This is a genomic window from Gammaproteobacteria bacterium, assembly GCA_029862005.1.
GTDB lineage: Bacteria > Pseudomonadota > Gammaproteobacteria.
The window spans coordinates 53,390-69,915 of the sequence record JAOTYD010000003.1 but is presented as its reverse complement, the minus strand read 5'-3'; the positions used below and the strand labels follow the sequence as shown (position 1 = coordinate 69,915).

Genomic DNA, 16,526 nt, shown 5'->3' with positions numbered 1-16,526 from the left:
GTTCACAGCGTATCTCCTACGATGCGAACCTCGGTCTCGAGGTCGACGTTAAACTGCACGGCAATCGTTTCGCGGATATGGGCGATCAAGGCCTCTACATCGCTGGCGGTAGTGTTACTGGCACTGATGATAAAATTGGCATGCTTGTCCGACACGCAGGCCGTACCCAGACAGTGACCTTTGAGACCCGCCGCCTCGATTAGCTGCGCGGCATACTTTCCCGGGGGATTCTTGAAAACCGATCCGCATGATGGCTGGCCGATCGGTTGCGTGGCGTTACGCTGCTTTAACAGCTCACGGATGTTTGACGATTCACCCGCAGCGCGCGCCGGCAGGCGGAACCGTGCCGCAGCGAACCATTCCTGACGCGGCAAGCCCACGTGACGATAGTCGATCTCGAAATCGGCAGGACTTCGCTCGATCAGGCTTCCCGCCCGATCGATCATGATCACCTGCTCCACCGCGGCCCAGGTTTCACCACCGAAAGCACCCGCGTTCATCGCTAAGGCACCGCCGACCGTGCCCGGAATTCCGGCAAAGAAATCAGCGCCATCAAGTCCCTGCTTCTGACAAAACTTGGCCATCTTGGCGCAGCTGATTCCACTCTCGACGTAGAGCAGCCCATCTGGATCCAGGTGAATTTCTCGCAGTGAATTAAGCGGCGCGATGACCACGCCGCGAAAACCACCATCACGCACCAGCAGGTTACTGCCGAGACCAACCCAAAGAATTTCGATCTCCGGCTCCAGTTGCGCGAGGAAATACTGCAGATCGGTCAGATCGGCCGGAATGTAATATTGATCAGCGGGTCCGCCCAGGCGCCAACTGGTATGTCTAGACATGGGTTCGTCAAACATCAGGCTTCCGTTGATAGAACGATCACTGGCCACGTTCATTGCTCCTGCCCTGCTGATCGATGCTGCGCCAGGAACTCGGCCGCCCAGGCGCCGATGCTCCCGGCGCCCAGTGTCAGGAATATATCGCCGTCCTCCAAAACCTTATCGACTACTTCGTCGAGATCATCCAGATCTTCCACAAAAACCGGGTCAACCTTGCCGCGCGCCCGAATCGAGCGTGCCAGCGCACGTCCGTCGGCATCCTTGATATAGGCCTCACCCGCGGGATATACCTCGAGTAAAATTAATTGATCGACGTCGGCCAATACCTGGCTAAAGTCCTCGAACAGGTCACGCGTACGCGTGTAGCGATGCGGTTGAAACAGCACTGCCAGCCTTTTGTCTGGCCAGGCTTCGCGGATGCCGCCCAGGGTGGCCGCGATTTCATTGGGATGATGCCCGTAATCATCTATGTGCATGATATTGCCGCCCGCAACCTGCAGGTTTTCACTGATCTGGCAGCGTCGACCAATGCCGGAAAATACAGCCAGAGCCTGAACAATCGCGGCCGATGAAACACCCAGCTCCCACGCAATGCTGATCGCCGCGGTGGCATTGAGCACATTATGTTTGCCTGTCAGATTAAGCTCGATATCGAGCGCTTTCGTCTGGTCGGGAAGCCTGAGCTTGAAGCAGGTTCTGGCGCCCCTGGCGACGATATCGGTAATCCGCACATCGGCGTCTTCCGATTCACCATAGGTCAGTACCGGACGTGCCACTTCACCCATTATTTCTCGCACCACGTCATCATCAAGGCACAGCACCGCGAGCCCGTAAAATGGTAGGTGGTGCAGAAACTCGATAAATGCCTGTTTGAGCCGCTCGAAGTCACCTTCGTAGGCGGAAAGATGGTCATTGTCGATATTGGTGACAACTGCCATCATTGGCTGCAGGTAGAGAAATGAAGCATCGCTCTCATCCGCTTCGGCGACCAGGTAGTCGCTGAGACCGAGCCGGGCATGACTCCCGGAACTGATCAACTTGCCACCAATCACGTAAGTCGGGTCAATATCGCCACTCGCGAGCACACTCGCGACGAGGCTGGTGGTAGTGGTTTTGCCGTGGGTGCCCGCTACCGCAATTCCCCGCCGAAAGCGCATCAACTCGGCCAGCATCTCTGCGCGTCTGACGATCGGGACGCGCATTTCCCGCGCCGCCTCGATTTCCGGATTATCGTCGTCGATTGCGGTCGAGACCACGACCACGTGGGCATCAGCGACGTTTTCTCGACTGTGCCCGATGGTGATATCGATACCGAGGTCACGCAAGTGCCTGACCATCGCGTTTTCGGCTATATCCGAGCCGCTGATATGGTAGTTCAGGTTGTGGAATACTTCGGCGATACCGCTCATCCCGGCGCCACCGATGCCAACGAAATGGATATTGCGAATGCGCCGCATGAAGTGCTTTGAGCTGACAGTCATGGCTTCGCTCCCGCTAACAGCCCCGAGGCCAGTCGCTCGGCAGCCTCGGGCTTGAACTGGGCGCGTGCATTAACTGCCATCTCCACCAGTGCCAAGCGGTTCTGCTGGAAAAATTTCAACTTCAGCGCCAGGTTCTCGGCGCCGAGCTCGGCTTCCGGCAGGATCTGGGCGGCGCCGTTCTGTTCCAGGTAAAGCGCGTTGTGGTACTGGTGATTATCAACCGCGTAGGGGAAAGGCACCAGTAATGCGGCCAGCCCAACCGCAGTGAGTTCCGCTATCGTCAGCGCGCCGGCCCGGCAGACGATCAGGTCGGCCCAGCAATAAGCCTGCGGCATGTCATCGATAAAACTGACGACCTCCGCATCAACACCAGCTTCCCGGTAGTTTTGCTGGCAGACCTCCAGGTGCTTGTCGCCACATTGATGCCTGATCCTGGGACGCTGGTCGCGGTCAAGGCAGGCGATCGCCTGTGGCAGAATCCGATTTAATGTGGCTGCCCCGAGACTGCCGCCAACGACCAGCAACTGCATCGGTTGATCGATTCTCGACTGCAGGCGTGCATCCGGTTCCCCCAGCCCCACCAGGCTAGCGCGCACCGGGTTACCGATCCATTCACAGCGCGGAACCGAACTGGCAATGTTCGGAAAGGCCGCGTAGTTACGTGTTGCAAGACGACTCAAAATACGATTGGTGAGGCCGATAATCGAGTTCTGCTCGTGCAGAAATAACGGGATATTGAGTAACCAGGCCATCAAACCACCGGGGCCGGAAACAAATCCACCCATACCCAGCACTGCCTTGGGCCGGATTCTGCGCAACAGTCGTAACGACTGCCAGCAAGCGCGCAGCAGCCGGAACGGCGCCAGAATGAATGTCATCAAACCCTTGCCGCGCAGCCCCTGCACGTTCAACCACTCGATTGCAAAATCGGCCGCGGGCACGACCCGGGCCTCGATACCCGAACGGGTTCCCAGCCACACGATACTTTCACCGCGCTGGCGCAAGTGTTCGGCTACGGCGAGCGCCGGGAAAACATGACCCCCGGTGCCGCCCGCCATGACCACAATTGGTTTCTGCAAACCCGGGGTCATGCGCGCACCGCCGCTCGCCGGCGTGATTTCTTGCCGAAATCACTGACCTGGTATTCGAAATATACCCGCAACACCAGCCCCACCGCAAAAGACATAGTGAGAATGGAGTTACCGCCGTAGCTGATAAAAGGTAAGGTCAAACCCTTGGTCGGCAAGGCGCCCACATTAACGCCGATATTGATTACGGCCTGCAACGTGATCAGTAATCCCACACCGTATGCCAGGTAGGCACCGAAGGCCTGCTGCTTCAGCAGGGCCATTTTTGCAATGGTAAAGCACCGCCAGGCGAGCAGGCCAAACAGGCTAATCAAAAATACTTGCCCGACAAAGCCGAACTCTTCGGCAAATATCGCAAACATGAAATCGGTATGCGCCTCCGGCAGATAAAACAGCTTTTGGATACTGCCGCCAAGACCGGCACCAAACCATCCGCCGCTGCCGATCGCAATTAAAGATTGCGTCAATTGAAAACCACTGTTGAACGGGTCTGCCCAGGGATCGACAAATGAGGTAATACGCGCGAGTCGATAGGGCGACGAAACTGCCAGCAGGCCCATAATACAGAGCGTGCCAATGATAAACAGGACGAATTGCCCGAATCTCACACCGCCCAGAAACATCAATCCGAGCCCGGTCATCAGGAGTACCGCGGCAGCACCAAAATCAGGCTCGAGCACCAGCAAACCACTGGCAACCGAGAGGATCATCATCGGTTTGACAAATCCCATGGTATTGGTTTGTACTTCTTCGCTGCGCCGAATCAGGTAACCGCTGAGGTAGATGATCAGAAACAGTTTGGCGATCTCCGAGACCTGGAACGTGAACAGGCCGAAATCAAGCCAACGCGTGCTGCCGTTCACAGTATGTCCAACCCCGGGAATCAATACACAGGCGAGTAGAATGACGGAGCCCAGCATCAACAACATGCCATTATTCTTCCAGAATTTAAGGGGGATTTTGCAGGCAAACCACATCAATGCGAGGCTCAATAAAATCCGCAGGACCTGGCGTTTGGCGAAATAGAAAGGATCGTGGTTTTGTTGATCTGCAATGCCAATCGATGCCGAAGTCACCATCACCAGCCCGATACAGATCAGCGTTACGTAGAGCAATAGCGTAACGCGGTCATATTCCGGCGCCAGCTCAAAACCCGGACGTACGGCCGTGTTGTCGGTTCTGATGGCCTGGCTAGTCAACATGCCAGCTCCTGCACACGCTGCATGAAATCGTCGCCGCGTGCCTCGAATTTCGGGTACATATCAAAACTTGCGCAGGCAGGCGCCAGCAACACACAATCGCCGCTGCTGGCAAACTCGTGAGCGCGCTGCACGGCTTCCTGCATATCTCGTACCCGTTCGATCCGGGTAATATCCTGCCAGGCCTGCTGCAGGCGGTCGGCATCCTCTCCCAACAGTAATGCCAGTTTAACCTTCTGCCTGATCGTCTCTGACATGACAGTCATGTCAGCACCCTTCGACTGCCCTCCGGCTATCAATATGACCGGACGTTCACGCCCCTCGATCGAGGCCTGTGCAGCACCAACATTGGTCGCCTTGGAATCATTAATCCATTCAACGCCATCGATTTCGGCGATCCATTGACCACGATGCGGAATACCAGCAAACGTTTCCATAGCAGCAACAATGGCTGCCCTGGAGATGCCGACGCTGTGCGCGATTGCCATCGAGGCCAGGCAGTTGGCCCAGTTGTGACGACCGGTCAACTTGATATCATTAACCTGTATCCAGGGTTCATCGCGGTGAGCCAACCACAATCCGTCACGCTCGAGCACCCGGAACTCAGCGTCCGAGTCGGGATTCAGACTGAATGTAATATCTCCGGCATCATGACGCGTCACCTCGTCGTCAAGATTGCTGACACACAAACCAGCGTTATTATAGATACGCAACTTGGTCTGGATGTATTCAGCGTACCCTGGATAACGATCGAGGTGGTCTTCACAGAGATTAAGCAGGGCCGCAACCCGCGGTTGCAGCGACGTCGTGGTCTCGAGTTGATAGCTTGACAACTCCAGTACATAGAAATCCGGATTCTGTTCCAACAAATCCAGTGCCGCAGTGCCGATGTTGCCACCCACCGCAACCGTTTTATTGTCAAGCCCGATCATTTTACCGACCAGGGTGGTAACCGTGCTCTTGCCGTTGGAGCCGGTAATCGCGATAACGGGCTTGTCCACCAGCCGCGCGAACAATTCGATATCGCCAACTACAGTCTTGCCAAGATCGATGGCCTGCAGGATGGCCTCTTGCTGGATCGACAACCCGGGACTGACCACCAGTACTTCGGCCCATTCGATCAAGCCCTTGTCGAGCGGACCAGCATTGAAATCAACCGTGTCAAACTCGGCGTTCAGCTTAACCAGCTGGGGCGTCAGCTCACGTGTATCCTGGAGCTTGCAGCGATAGCCGTGCCCGAGTAAATAACGCGCCACCGAGTACCCGGTCACGCCGAGCCCAACCACGAGGTAGTTAACGTCTGCTAGCGCTGTTTTTTGTTGGCTCACGTTTAACATTACCGAATCTTTAAACTCGCAAGACCGATCAACACCAGCACCACGGTAATAATCCAAAAGCGCACAATAATGCGCGGCTCCGGCCAACCTTTGAGCTCGTAATGATGATGTAGAGGCGCCATACGAAATATGCGGCGTCCGGTCAGCTTGAACGATGCGACCTGCAGCATTACCGACACCGTTTCGACCACAAAAATACCACCCATGATAAACAGCACCAGTTCCTGGCGCACAATCACCGCCAGGGTACCGAGTGCGGCACCCAGCGCGAGTGCGCCGACATCACCCATGAAGACCTGGGCTGGATACGTGTTAAACCACAGGAAGCCAAGACCTGCGCCGACCAGGGCGCCGCAGAAAACGACCATTTCCCCTACGCCTGGGACGTAGGGAATGCCCAGGTAATTTGAAAAGTTAAAGTTACCCGTCAGGTAAGCAAAAACTCCAAGGGCGCCGCCGACCAGCACGGTAGGCAGAATCGCGAGGCCATCGAGTCCATCGGTCAGGTTGACCGCGTTGCTGCTACCGACGATGACGAAATAAGCCAGCACCACGTACAGCCAGCCGAGATCAAGCAGGATGTCCTTGATAAACGGGACAATAAGCTGGGTTTCAATTGGAAATTGGGCGGTGTGAAACAAAGCCAGCGCTGCACCCAGTCCAATCAGCGATTGCCAGATTAGCTTGACCCGGACGGACAGCCCCTTGGCGTTGCCATAAACGATCTTTTTGTAATCATCAATCCAGCCGATTGCACCAAAGCCGACGGTTACAAACAGGACGATCCAGACGAAACGTGAAGATAAATCGCTCCACAGTATGGTGCTGGTGACAATAGCAACGAGGATTAACGCACCACCCATGGTCGGTGTGCCTGCCTTGACAAAATGGCTTTCGGGGCCATCATCGCGCACGCTCTGCCCTATCTTGGAACTGCTCAAATAGGTAATCATAAACGGTCCGACGATCAGCGAAATCACGAGTGCCGTGAGCACACCCAGGATGGTGCGCATCGTCAGATACTGGAATACGTTAAAACCGCTATGGAACTGGGTGAGAAACTCCGACAGGCTATACAGCATTGGCACCCCCTGCGTTCACGGTTCGTGTTAACAGGGCGACTAGTCGCTCCATGCCGGCGGCACGCGACCCCTTGATCAGGAGATTCACGCCTTCATGGATTTGCGACGATATGACCACTGCCATGTCTTCGATGCGCTCGCTGCAGTAGCCGCCATCGCCGAATTCCTCGCTGGCGATACAACTCATTTCGCCAATACCAAAAAATTTTTCTACTCCGTTACGACGTGCGGTCTGCGCGGCCTCGCGGTGCAGGTCGACCGCTTCCGCACCCAGTTCGGCCATATCGCCCAGCGCCAGCCAGGCTGAACCCTGCAATGAGCAAAGTACCTTGATACCCGCTTCAAGAGAGTCCGGATTCGCGTTGTAGCTATCGTCAATCAGGCGACTGCGGGACGGACCGGCCAGTATCTGCAATCGCCCTTTTACCCCGGAGAATCCCGCCAGGTTGTCAACGGCCACGGTTAAATCATTACCGCTCAGGATCGCAAGCGATACCGCGGCTAGCGCGTTGCGGACGTTATGCTCGCCGATCACATTCAGTTCACAATCCCGTGACCTACCCTGGTAAGAAAAATCAACCTTCAGGTTTTCACCCGAGACTGACCAGGTCGCGGTCACGTCAGCTTCATTTTGCAGCCCACAGCTAATCCGGTTTTGCGCCGCACAAATACTTTGCCAGTATTGACTGGCGACTTCGTCGGCATTGAACAACGCCTTGTGCTGCGGGGTGCAGTAAGCATAGAGCTCGCCTTTGGCTTCAACTACACCCTGAACGTCACCGAAGCCCGCCAGGTGTGCGGCGGCAACATTGTTGACGTAGACGATATCGGGCTCTGCAATCCTGGCGAGGCCGGCGATCTCGCCACGATGATTGGCACCCATTTCGATAATGGCGAAATCATGATCTTGATCGAGTTCGAATAATGTCAGTGGTACGCCGATGTCGTTATTGAAATTGCCAATGGTCGCAAGGGTCGCGGCCTGTCTCGACAATATCTGTTTAAGCATTTCCTTGACCGTTGTTTTACCGTTACTGCCGGTGAGGGCGATGACGCAGGGGTCACAGTGACGGCGCCAGTGATTGGCCAACCGGCCCATAGCCTGCTTGCAATCGGCAACCTCGATCTGGGGTATATGGCAGGGCTGACGCTGTTCAACGAGGGCGATGACAGCGCCGTTCTGGTAAGCCTGATCAACGAAGCTATGACCGTCAAAATTGACGCCCTTTATGGCAACGAACAACTTGCCCTCGCAGGATTTTCGGCTATCGATTGTGACCCCCGAAAAGGACAGCTCCGGCAGCTGGTCGGTACTAGACCCGAGAACCTCGGCCAGTGACATCATCGACATGCTAATCATGATCCACCTGCAGAATTCGGCTAACCACGTGACGATCACAAAAGGGGCGGCGCTCGTTTCCGACAATTTGCTCCTGCTCGTGACCCTTGCCCGCAATAACGACCAGGTCTTCGGGGGCCGCCTGTGATATCGCATATTCGATGGCTGCCTGACGATTATGGACAATACAGGCCTGACCGGGCCGTTTCATGCCGGCAATGATTTCGCTGACGATTTTCTGGGGTGATTCATTGCGCGGATTATCGTCGGTGATAATCATGCGATCCGCCAACTCTTCCACGGCGCGTCCCATGCCGCTGCGTTTTCCCTGGTCACGATCCCCGCCGCAACCAAATACACACCACAATAATCCGCTGGTATGCTGTCGACAGGCTGCAAGACAGGCGCGCAGGGCCTGCTCGGTATGGGCAAAATCGACTACTGCCGACGCGCTACCGGGCTGGCCAATGAATTTTTCCATGCGACCAGGAATCGGTTTTAAATCCTTGACTGCAAGTTCGAGCTGCTTGTGATCGAGACCTAATGCAACCAGGGTAGCGATACAGGCTAACGTATTCTCGATATTGAAATGACCCAGTAGTGCGGTAACAGCGGTCACTTCTCCCAACGGGGTCGAAGCCCTGATATTTATTCCACTAGCGGTCAATTCACTGGAGATCAATTTAACCTCGGCCTCGCGCCCTGCTTCAGTCTCTACCGAATAGCGCAGCAGCGAATCTTTCTCAACCGACCGGCTTAACGCCTGTCCGAAGCTGTCATCAATATTTACCACTCGCCCGGAAAGTTCAAAATCATGAAACAGTCGCGCCTTGGCGGCTGCGTAACTATCCAGGTCACCGTGATAATCGAGGTGGTCGCGCCCCAGATTGGTCAGCACCGCGATATCAAAGTCACAACCGTTGACGCGATACTGTTCGAGCGCGTGTGACGATACTTCCATGACCACGTACTCACAACGTTGCTGGCGGAACTGGTGTAAACGTGCCTGCAAGCTGACGGCATCTGGTGTTGTTAACGAATCCGGTGTCAACTTGTTGCCAATCCCATATCCGAGAGTTCCGATACTGGCGCAGGATTTTCCTATCCGCGTCAAAGCCTGGGTAACGAGATGGACGACGCTGGATTTTCCGTCAGTTCCCGTGACGCCGACGATTGTCATGGCTTGCCCCGGGTCACCGAAGAAACGACTGACGATATGGCCATTGGCACGTTCCAGGTCATCGACGCCGATCCAGCAGGTCTCTACCTGTTTGCGCAACAGCGGAATGCGCTGCAGGCTATATTCATCTGCGGCATCATAAATTACTGCCACTGCCCCTGCCTTGACGGCATCGATAGCATAATCGATGCCATTTGACTTGATCCCGGGCAACGCAATGAATGCCGAATTTGCCGTGACGTTCACACTGTTACTGGCGATATCGCTGATCCGTATCGACGGCACGGACTCCTCCACCGCGAAACCGGATAGCAGTTGCGACAAAGCCATTCCGGGAATATTGGTGTTCGCCATCATGCCCCCTTTCCCTTACCTTGCGCCAGGGTCGGCAGATCATCGGGTGGAACATCGAGAATCCGCAATGCGTTAGACATCACTTCCTGGAACACCGGTGCGGCAACCAGTCCACCGTAGTATCCGTTCTGGGTAGGTTCGTCAATCATGACTGCCATTACCAGGCGTGGATTACTGGCCGGCGCGAGACCGGCAAATACGGCCACGTAATCGTCTTCCTGGTAACCCCCGGCAATGCTTTTCTTTGCGGTCCCGGTCTTGCCTGCAATCTTGTAGCCATCAACCGCTGCCTGTGGCGCAGTCCCTTTGGGGCCGACAACTTCAGCTAGCATCCTGATCATCTGTCGCGCGGTCGAGGATTTCATGACATGACGCGAGATTTCATTGTTCGGATTTCGAACCAGTTCTTTTCGCAACAGCGTGAGATCCACCAGGCGGCCCTGGTTGGCAATTACGGCATAGGCGCGCGCGAGCTGGGTAATCGACAGCGACATGCCGTAACCGAATCCCATGGTAGCGTGGTCCAGTGGCTGCCACTGACTATGATGACGGAAGTATCCAGCCGATTCGCCTGGGAAGGAAACACCAGATAACTCGCCGAAGCCGTAAGCCCTGAAACTCTCCCACAGCTCCTTTTTGGGTAACGACATGGCGATGCGAGATGCACCGACGTTACTCGATTTGCGTAAAATTCCGGAGAGGTCAAGTATGCCATAGTTACGGATGTCCTTAACCGGGTGACCACTCACCATCATGTAGCCGGGTGACGTGTCTATACTGCTGCCACGGTGGTAACGGCCACGATCAATTGCGGCCGCCAGGGTGAAAGGTTTGATCGCGGAACCAGGTTCAAATACGTCGGTAAGGGCCCGGTTACGCAGTCGTTCGGTCGTGGTTTTACTGCGCTGGTTCGGGTTATAGGATGGCTGATTTACGATCGCCAGGATTTCGCCACTGCGGGCATCCAGCAGAACCGCTGAACCGGCTTTGGCCGCATGGAACTTAATGGCCCGGGCAAGGCTGCGGTAAGCGATGTACTGTAAACGCATATCGATGCTGGTGTAGATATCGTTGCCGGATTCAGCCGGCTTCAGCTGCTCCAGTTCCTCGATGACCTCGCCACGACGGCTGCGAATGACGCGCCGCTCACCCGGTTCGGCACGTAACCAGTCCTGGTAGGCCAGTTCGAGGCCCTCCTGGCCCTGGTCGTCAATATCGGTAAATCCAACCAGGTGTGATACCACCTCTCCGGCAGGATAGTATCGATGATACTCGCGCTGCAGGTATACACCTTCAAAGCCTGCCGCGATGTCGCGCGCAAATTCCGGCTCAAGCTGACGCTTTAGGTAAACAAACTCCCGGTCGGCGCGTTGCTTCAGCATGGCGACCGTCGTGCGGTAATCGAGTTTCAACTTGCGGGTTACCTGTTTGAGTGCGGCGAGGTCTCCCAGAATTTCAGACGGATTGACCCAGACCGAGTCGACCGGTGTACTGATCGCAAGCGGCGTACCGAAACGATCCAGAATTGCACCTCGATAGGCCGGCGTTTCGATGGTGCGTATTTGTCGCTGCCCGCCCTGGCTGGTCAGAAAATCCTGCTCGACAACCTGCAGGTAAAGAGCACGAGCCATCAGGCCGGCAAGCAAAGAAATCAATACCAGCAATACGAAGTAATGACGCGTGCCAAGAAAGGCTATCTGGTCCTCTTGCCCTGCGGTTTTTTTGCTTCGCTTCATTGCACAGGCACCAGTTCAACACTCTCGGGTAAACGCATTTTCAGGTCCTTGCGGGCCCTTGATTCAACGTTACTGTGCGTCGCCAGGGTGGTGTTTTGCAGCTGTAACCGTCCCCATTCAATGACCTGCTGATCCTGCTGCTTCTGGATGGTGCGTAATTCAGCGAACAGAACCCGGCTCTCGTGCTTCACGTAAATCACGGTCAGCGCACTGCCGAGAACCAGGGTTAGCAGCAGTGAGATCCAGAATTTACCGGTCATCAGGCAGCCCGCTCTGCAATACGAAGTACTGCGCTACGAGCACGAGGATTTGACGCCAGCTCCCTGGCTCCTGCCCTGATAGCCTTGTTCACCAACCTGAGACGAATATTGGAGGGGATTTCACTATCGCGTAGCGGCAGTCCGCGAGGGATTTTTGCACGCGAACTCTGCGCCTTGAAAAAACGTTTTACGAGGCGGTCTTCGAGTGAGTGAAAGCTGATAATCAGCAGGCGCCCGCCGATTTTCAGAATATCCAGTACCGTTTCTAGCAGGTGCTGGATCTGGTCGAGTTCCTGGTTGATATGAATTCTTACGGCCTGGAAACTGCGGGTTGCCGGATGTTTATTGTTTTTCGGGCGCGGTACTATCTCACTGATTAAGGCGGCGAGGGTCGCGGTATCTTCTATTTTGCCTGACTGGCGCCGCTCGACGATCTTTTTGGCAATGCGTCGCGAATGGCGTTCTTCACCATATTCCCAGAGCACCCTGGCGATCTCCGCTTCATCGGCATGCGCAAGCCACTCGGCTGCCGACTCACCCTGCCCGGGATTCATCCGCATGTCCAGTGGCCCGTTTAGCTGAAAACTGAAACCGCGTGCCGCGTCATCGAGTTGCGGCGAAGAAACACCGAGGTCGAGCAGAATTCCATCGATCTGCTCTAGCAGATCGAGATCGGCAATTTGCGCATACATGTTGGCGTAGTCGTCGTGGATAATCGTAACCCGGCGGTCCGAGCCCATCGTCTCCTGCGCATCGGCAATTGCTTGCGGATCGCGATCCATTACGATCAGACGCCCCTGATCGCCAAGTTCCGACAGAATCGAATGCGCGTGACCACCCCGGCCATAGGTACCATCGACGTAGCGGCCATCCGGCTTGATTTCGAGTGCCGCCAGGACTTCGGCGTGCAGCACCGGTGCATGCTCCTGACTCACAGCGTTAGATCCGCAAGCGCCGCCGGCATGTCATCGCCAGTACCATCACCCAGCCAGTCGTCCATGCGCTCGGCCCAGAGAACTTCGTCCCAGAGCTCAAACTTTTTACCTTGCCCGATCAGTACCACCTTCTTGCCGAGCTGTGCATACTCCCGCAGCGGATTGGACAGCAACATGCGACCATTGGCATCAACCTCAACCTCGGTGGCATGACCGATCAGCAAGCGCTGGATTCGACGGGTTGTCGGATTAAAGCTGGGTAAGGCTTCGATTTTTTCCTCGATCAGTTCCCATTCAGGGAGCGGGTATATCAGCAGGCAGGGTTGGTCGGTATCGATCGTGACGATCAGTTGACTCTGACAGATCTCAAGCAGCCGCTCACGGTAGCGCGCGGGAAGAACAATTCTTCCCTTCGCATCCAAAGATAAATTGGAAACCCCTCGAAATTTGTGCACGCTTAACCCGTTATGTGACACTTTGTGCCACTATTGCCCACTTAGTGACACAATATGGCTGATTTTTGCCACAAGTCAAGTAAATTAAGGGCTGTAATACGGGTTTTTTCTCAATGGCGTCAGTAACTTAGCTTGTTGAGTTAAAGTACGCAAGTCAATACGCCAGCCAAAACCGATACTTATACCTAATAGTTAAAGTGATACATTAAGTTGGGTCAGATTATGTGCGATTTTGCACAATTTCACGGATTAAAAACAAGGGGGCGCAATGCCCTGCGCCCCCCCGTTAAATTGATAGTCAGCCTATAAGCCGGGTTCTGTCGAGGATAATCATTCATCTGGACTGGAGGTCACCCCCCAGCCTCAAGCGACCAACCCGAAAACGACACGGGCCGCGTCATTGTTTTCCTATTTGGTCTTGCTCCGGGTGGGGTTTACCCTGCCACTTCTGTTACCAGAAGTGCGGTGCGCTCTTACCGCACCATTTCACCCTTACCAGGCCTAAGCCGGCGGTATACTTTCTGTTGCACTGGCCGTGGGCTTGCGCCCCCCAGACGTTATCTGGCACCCTGCCCTGCGGAGCCCGGACTTTCCTCCAGTTCACATTTGGAACCAGCGATTATCCAGCTGACTAGAGCGTAATAATAATCAAAAACAGGAGGGACAGTATACTTATTTCGCTGTGAAATAACGCAATGAGTGTATCTTCGCGAACCCATCAACCAGCCGACTCATCCCGGTGCAAGATCAGCTGCTTCAGCAGTGTAAATTTTTCCTCCGTCATCAGGAAGGGTCTGATCGCATCCAGTAACTCCTGGCGTTCACTGGATTGAAACCAGCGATGCCAGGCAGCCTCATCGGTCCAGCGCGTAATCACCACATAGTGGTTGGGTCGACGAATATCGACCGACGACTCGCCCGACACATAACCTGGCGCATTTGCCATCACGCCGAGCAGGTCTGCAATGGCAGATTCGTAGTATTGCTCGATACCTTCCGCGATTTCGCGCTCGATGATTACCCTGATCATTGATTATCACCTCGTTTTCGACCTCCTTACGGCCGCTTACCTGTGTTAAATCAGATCTGCAGGATATACAATCGCAATCAGAAAACAATATCTTACCGGAGGAAACCTGATGGCCTGGCAACAACAGATTCTTCGCGTCAACCTGAGCAAGGGTAGCTGCGATATCGAACCGCTTAACATGGAATGGGCCGAAGCATTTCTTGGCTCTCGCGGACTTGGCAGCAAATACCTGTACGAGGAAATGGACCCGGCCGCGGATGCCTTGTCGGCAGAAAACAAGATTATCTTTGCCACCGGTCCACTGACCGGCACCATGGCTTCAACCGGTGGCCGCTATACCGTCATTACCAAAGGGCCGCTAACCGGGGCCATCGCCTGTTCCAATTCCGGCGGCAAGTTCGGTGGTGAATTAAAAATGGCGGGTTACGATTTGCTCATTATCGAGGGCGAATCGGAAAAACCGGTTTACCTGCATATCGAAGATGAAAAAGTTGAAATCTGCGACGCAAGCGAAATCTGGGGCAAAACCGTCTGGGAAACCGAGGACATACTGGCGCAGAAATACCAGGATCCGTTGATGCGCTTTGCCGGGATCGGTCAGGCGGGAGAAACACTGTGCCGCTATGCCTGCGTGGTCAACGACAAGCATCGCGCTGCCGGCCGCTCCGGTGTTGGCGCGGTAATGGGTTCGAAGAAAATCAAGACGATTGCGGTACGCGGCACCAGGGGTGTACGCAACAAGGACCCCAAGGCTTTCTATCGGATTGTCAATGAAGTTAACGCGCGTATGACTGACCGCGACGAAATGGCGCGCGACGGCACGCTGGCGATGATGGACGTCACCAACGGTTTCGGTAGTTTACCGACCCGAAACAACCGCAGCGTACGCTTCGAAGGTGCCAACAAGCTCAATCCCGAAGCAATGCACACGCCGAATGAAAACGGTCATACCAATATCGTTACCAACGGCGCTTGCTTCGGTTGCACTATCGGTTGTGGGCGCATTTGTAAAATTGATCCTACCCATTTTTCGGTCAAGGACAGACCCGAGTACCACGGCGCCTCGGGCGGTCTCGAGTATGAAACCGCATACGCGCTGGGTGCGGCCTGCGGTATTGACGATATTGACGCGGCGACCTTCGCCGGCTTCATCTGCAACGAGTATGGCATGGATCCCATTTCACTCGGCGGTTCGATTGCCGCCGCGATGGAGCTGTTTGATATTGGCGCCATCGATGAGAAAACCACCGGCGGCATTAAGCTTGAGTTCGGTTCAGCCGAGGCACTGTGCCAGATAGCAGAGCTGGTCGGCAAGGGTGAAGGCTTTGGCGCTGATATTGCATTGGGTTCAAAACGCCTGTGCGAAAAATATGGACAACCAGATCTGTCGATGACGGTCAAGGGGCAGGAATTTGCGGCTTACGACGGACGTGCGATGCAGGGCATGGGTCTCGCCTACGCAACCAGTAACCGGGGCGCCTGTCATCTGCGCGCCGATCCCTACGGGCATGATTTCGAAACTACCGAAATCGAAGGTAAGGCCGAGATCGTGCGCGATTCCCAGCGAGATGTCGCTTTTCTCGATTCAAGCGGACTGTGCCTGTTTCCCGGCGGTTGTGGCTGGGGACTGGAAGACTATCGCACGCTGGTCGATGCCGCCTGCGAGAGCGACTGGAGCAGTGATGAACGCATGCGTGAAACCGGTGAACGGATCTGGGTGCTGGAAAAACTGTTCAACCTCAAGGCCGGATTGGGCAAGAAAGACGACACCCTGCCAAGGCGCATCCTGGAAGAACCGGCCGATGTCGGCACCGCCAAGGGCCTGGTCTGTCGGCTGGACGAAATGCTGCCCGAGTACTACGAGTTATGCGGCTGGGATAGCGAGGGCGTTCCTACCAAAGAAACACTGCAACGTCTCGGCCTGAATTGAATTCGGCGAGTAGTACCTGGATCATAGATGGATATCTCGGTAACCCTGTTTGGCGGGCTGCGGCACTTCCTACCCGCCGGCAGTTCCTTCAACAAGTGCGATATCCATACCGAAGATGGCGCCAGCCTCGAGACCCTGTTGCAGCAAATTCCGATACCCGAGAACAAGCCTTACATTGTCATACTAAACGATGAAAAAATATCGCGTGAGAATTATGCAAAAATCATAATTCAGGAAAAAGACGAAATAGTATTGCTACCCCCGATCAAGGGCGGATAACC

Annotated in this window: 15 protein-coding genes and 1 other RNA gene; 2 read left to right on the top strand and 14 right to left on the bottom strand. The window is 55.1% G+C overall.

What is annotated here, in order from left to right:
* Positions 1–2: 2 nt before the first annotated feature.
* The 14 genes from murB to OES20_03275 all read right to left on the bottom strand — a co-directional run bounded on the left by murB (position 3) and on the right by OES20_03275 (position 14,315).
* A complete protein-coding gene (gene murB, locus OES20_03340; protein ID MDH3633716.1) occupies positions 3–896 on the bottom strand; it encodes a UDP-N-acetylmuramate dehydrogenase in 894 nt (297 codons plus the stop codon).
* Complete coding sequence (gene murC, locus OES20_03335) at positions 893–2,320, bottom strand: UDP-N-acetylmuramate--L-alanine ligase (GenBank protein MDH3633715.1); 1,428 nt, start codon at positions 2,318–2,320, stop codon at positions 893–895. The genes murB and murC overlap by 4 nt, the downstream gene beginning before the upstream one ends.
* The gene (murG, locus tag OES20_03330; protein ID MDH3633714.1) at positions 2,317–3,411 is read right to left on the bottom strand and encodes an undecaprenyldiphospho-muramoylpentapeptide beta-N-acetylglucosaminyltransferase; all 1,095 of its coding nucleotides are present in this window, start codon (positions 3,409–3,411) and stop codon (positions 2,317–2,319) included. The genes murC and murG overlap by 4 nt, the downstream gene beginning before the upstream one ends.
* Positions 3,408–4,610: a putative lipid II flippase FtsW gene (gene ftsW / locus OES20_03325; GenBank protein ID MDH3633713.1), complete on the bottom strand. Its 1,203-nt coding sequence runs from the start codon at positions 4,608–4,610 to the stop codon at positions 3,408–3,410. Before ftsW ends, murG begins: the two co-directional genes overlap by 4 nt.
* Positions 4,604–5,944, bottom strand: a complete 1,341-nt coding sequence (murD, locus tag OES20_03320) for a UDP-N-acetylmuramoyl-L-alanine--D-glutamate ligase (protein ID MDH3633712.1) — start codon at positions 5,942–5,944, stop codon at positions 4,604–4,606. The genes ftsW and murD overlap by 7 nt, the downstream gene beginning before the upstream one ends.
* Positions 5,944–7,026 carry a phospho-N-acetylmuramoyl-pentapeptide-transferase gene (gene mraY, locus OES20_03315; protein MDH3633711.1) on the bottom strand — a complete coding sequence of 361 codons (1,083 nt, stop codon included), beginning with the start codon at positions 7,024–7,026 and terminating at the stop codon, positions 5,944–5,946. Before mraY ends, murD begins: the two co-directional genes overlap by 1 nt.
* The gene (murF, locus tag OES20_03310) at positions 7,016–8,386 is read right to left on the bottom strand and encodes a UDP-N-acetylmuramoyl-tripeptide--D-alanyl-D-alanine ligase (GenBank protein MDH3633710.1); all 1,371 of its coding nucleotides are present in this window, start codon (positions 8,384–8,386) and stop codon (positions 7,016–7,018) included. The genes mraY and murF overlap by 11 nt, the downstream gene beginning before the upstream one ends.
* Positions 8,379–9,902, bottom strand: a complete 1,524-nt coding sequence (locus OES20_03305) for a UDP-N-acetylmuramoyl-L-alanyl-D-glutamate--2,6-diaminopimelate ligase (GenBank protein MDH3633709.1) — start codon at positions 9,900–9,902, stop codon at positions 8,379–8,381. Before OES20_03305 ends, murF begins: the two co-directional genes overlap by 8 nt.
* Positions 9,899–11,635, bottom strand: a complete 1,737-nt coding sequence (locus OES20_03300; GenBank protein MDH3633708.1) for a penicillin-binding protein 2 — start codon at positions 11,633–11,635, stop codon at positions 9,899–9,901. The genes OES20_03305 and OES20_03300 overlap by 4 nt, the downstream gene beginning before the upstream one ends.
* Entirely contained in the window at positions 11,632–11,895 is a 264-nt protein-coding gene (ftsL, locus tag OES20_03295) for a cell division protein FtsL (protein ID MDH3633707.1), read from the bottom strand. Before ftsL ends, OES20_03300 begins: the two co-directional genes overlap by 4 nt.
* Positions 11,895–12,830, bottom strand: a complete 936-nt coding sequence (gene rsmH, locus OES20_03290) for a 16S rRNA (cytosine(1402)-N(4))-methyltransferase RsmH (protein MDH3633706.1) — start codon at positions 12,828–12,830, stop codon at positions 11,895–11,897. Before rsmH ends, ftsL begins: the two co-directional genes overlap by 1 nt.
* Complete coding sequence (gene mraZ / locus OES20_03285; protein MDH3633705.1) at positions 12,827–13,285, bottom strand: division/cell wall cluster transcriptional repressor MraZ; 459 nt, start codon at positions 13,283–13,285, stop codon at positions 12,827–12,829. The genes rsmH and mraZ overlap by 4 nt, the downstream gene beginning before the upstream one ends.
* A 290-nt stretch (positions 13,286–13,575) precedes the next feature.
* An RNA gene (rnpB, locus tag OES20_03280) (RNase P RNA component class A) lies at positions 13,576–13,920 on the bottom strand.
* Between the two features lie 83 nt (positions 13,921–14,003).
* Positions 14,004–14,315, bottom strand: a complete 312-nt coding sequence (locus OES20_03275; GenBank protein MDH3633704.1) for an antibiotic biosynthesis monooxygenase — start codon at positions 14,313–14,315, stop codon at positions 14,004–14,006.
* A 109-nt stretch (positions 14,316–14,424) separates the two neighbouring features.
* Here OES20_03275 and OES20_03270 point away from each other — a divergent pair, with 109 nt between their 5' ends.
* Positions 14,425–16,245: an aldehyde ferredoxin oxidoreductase family protein gene (locus OES20_03270; protein MDH3633703.1), complete on the top strand. Its 1,821-nt coding sequence runs from the start codon at positions 14,425–14,427 to the stop codon at positions 16,243–16,245.
* A gap of 27 nt (positions 16,246–16,272) precedes the next feature.
* Positions 16,273–16,524, top strand: a complete 252-nt coding sequence (locus OES20_03265; GenBank protein MDH3633702.1) for a MoaD/ThiS family protein — start codon at positions 16,273–16,275, stop codon at positions 16,522–16,524.
* The last annotated feature ends 2 nt before the right edge of the window (positions 16,525–16,526 follow it).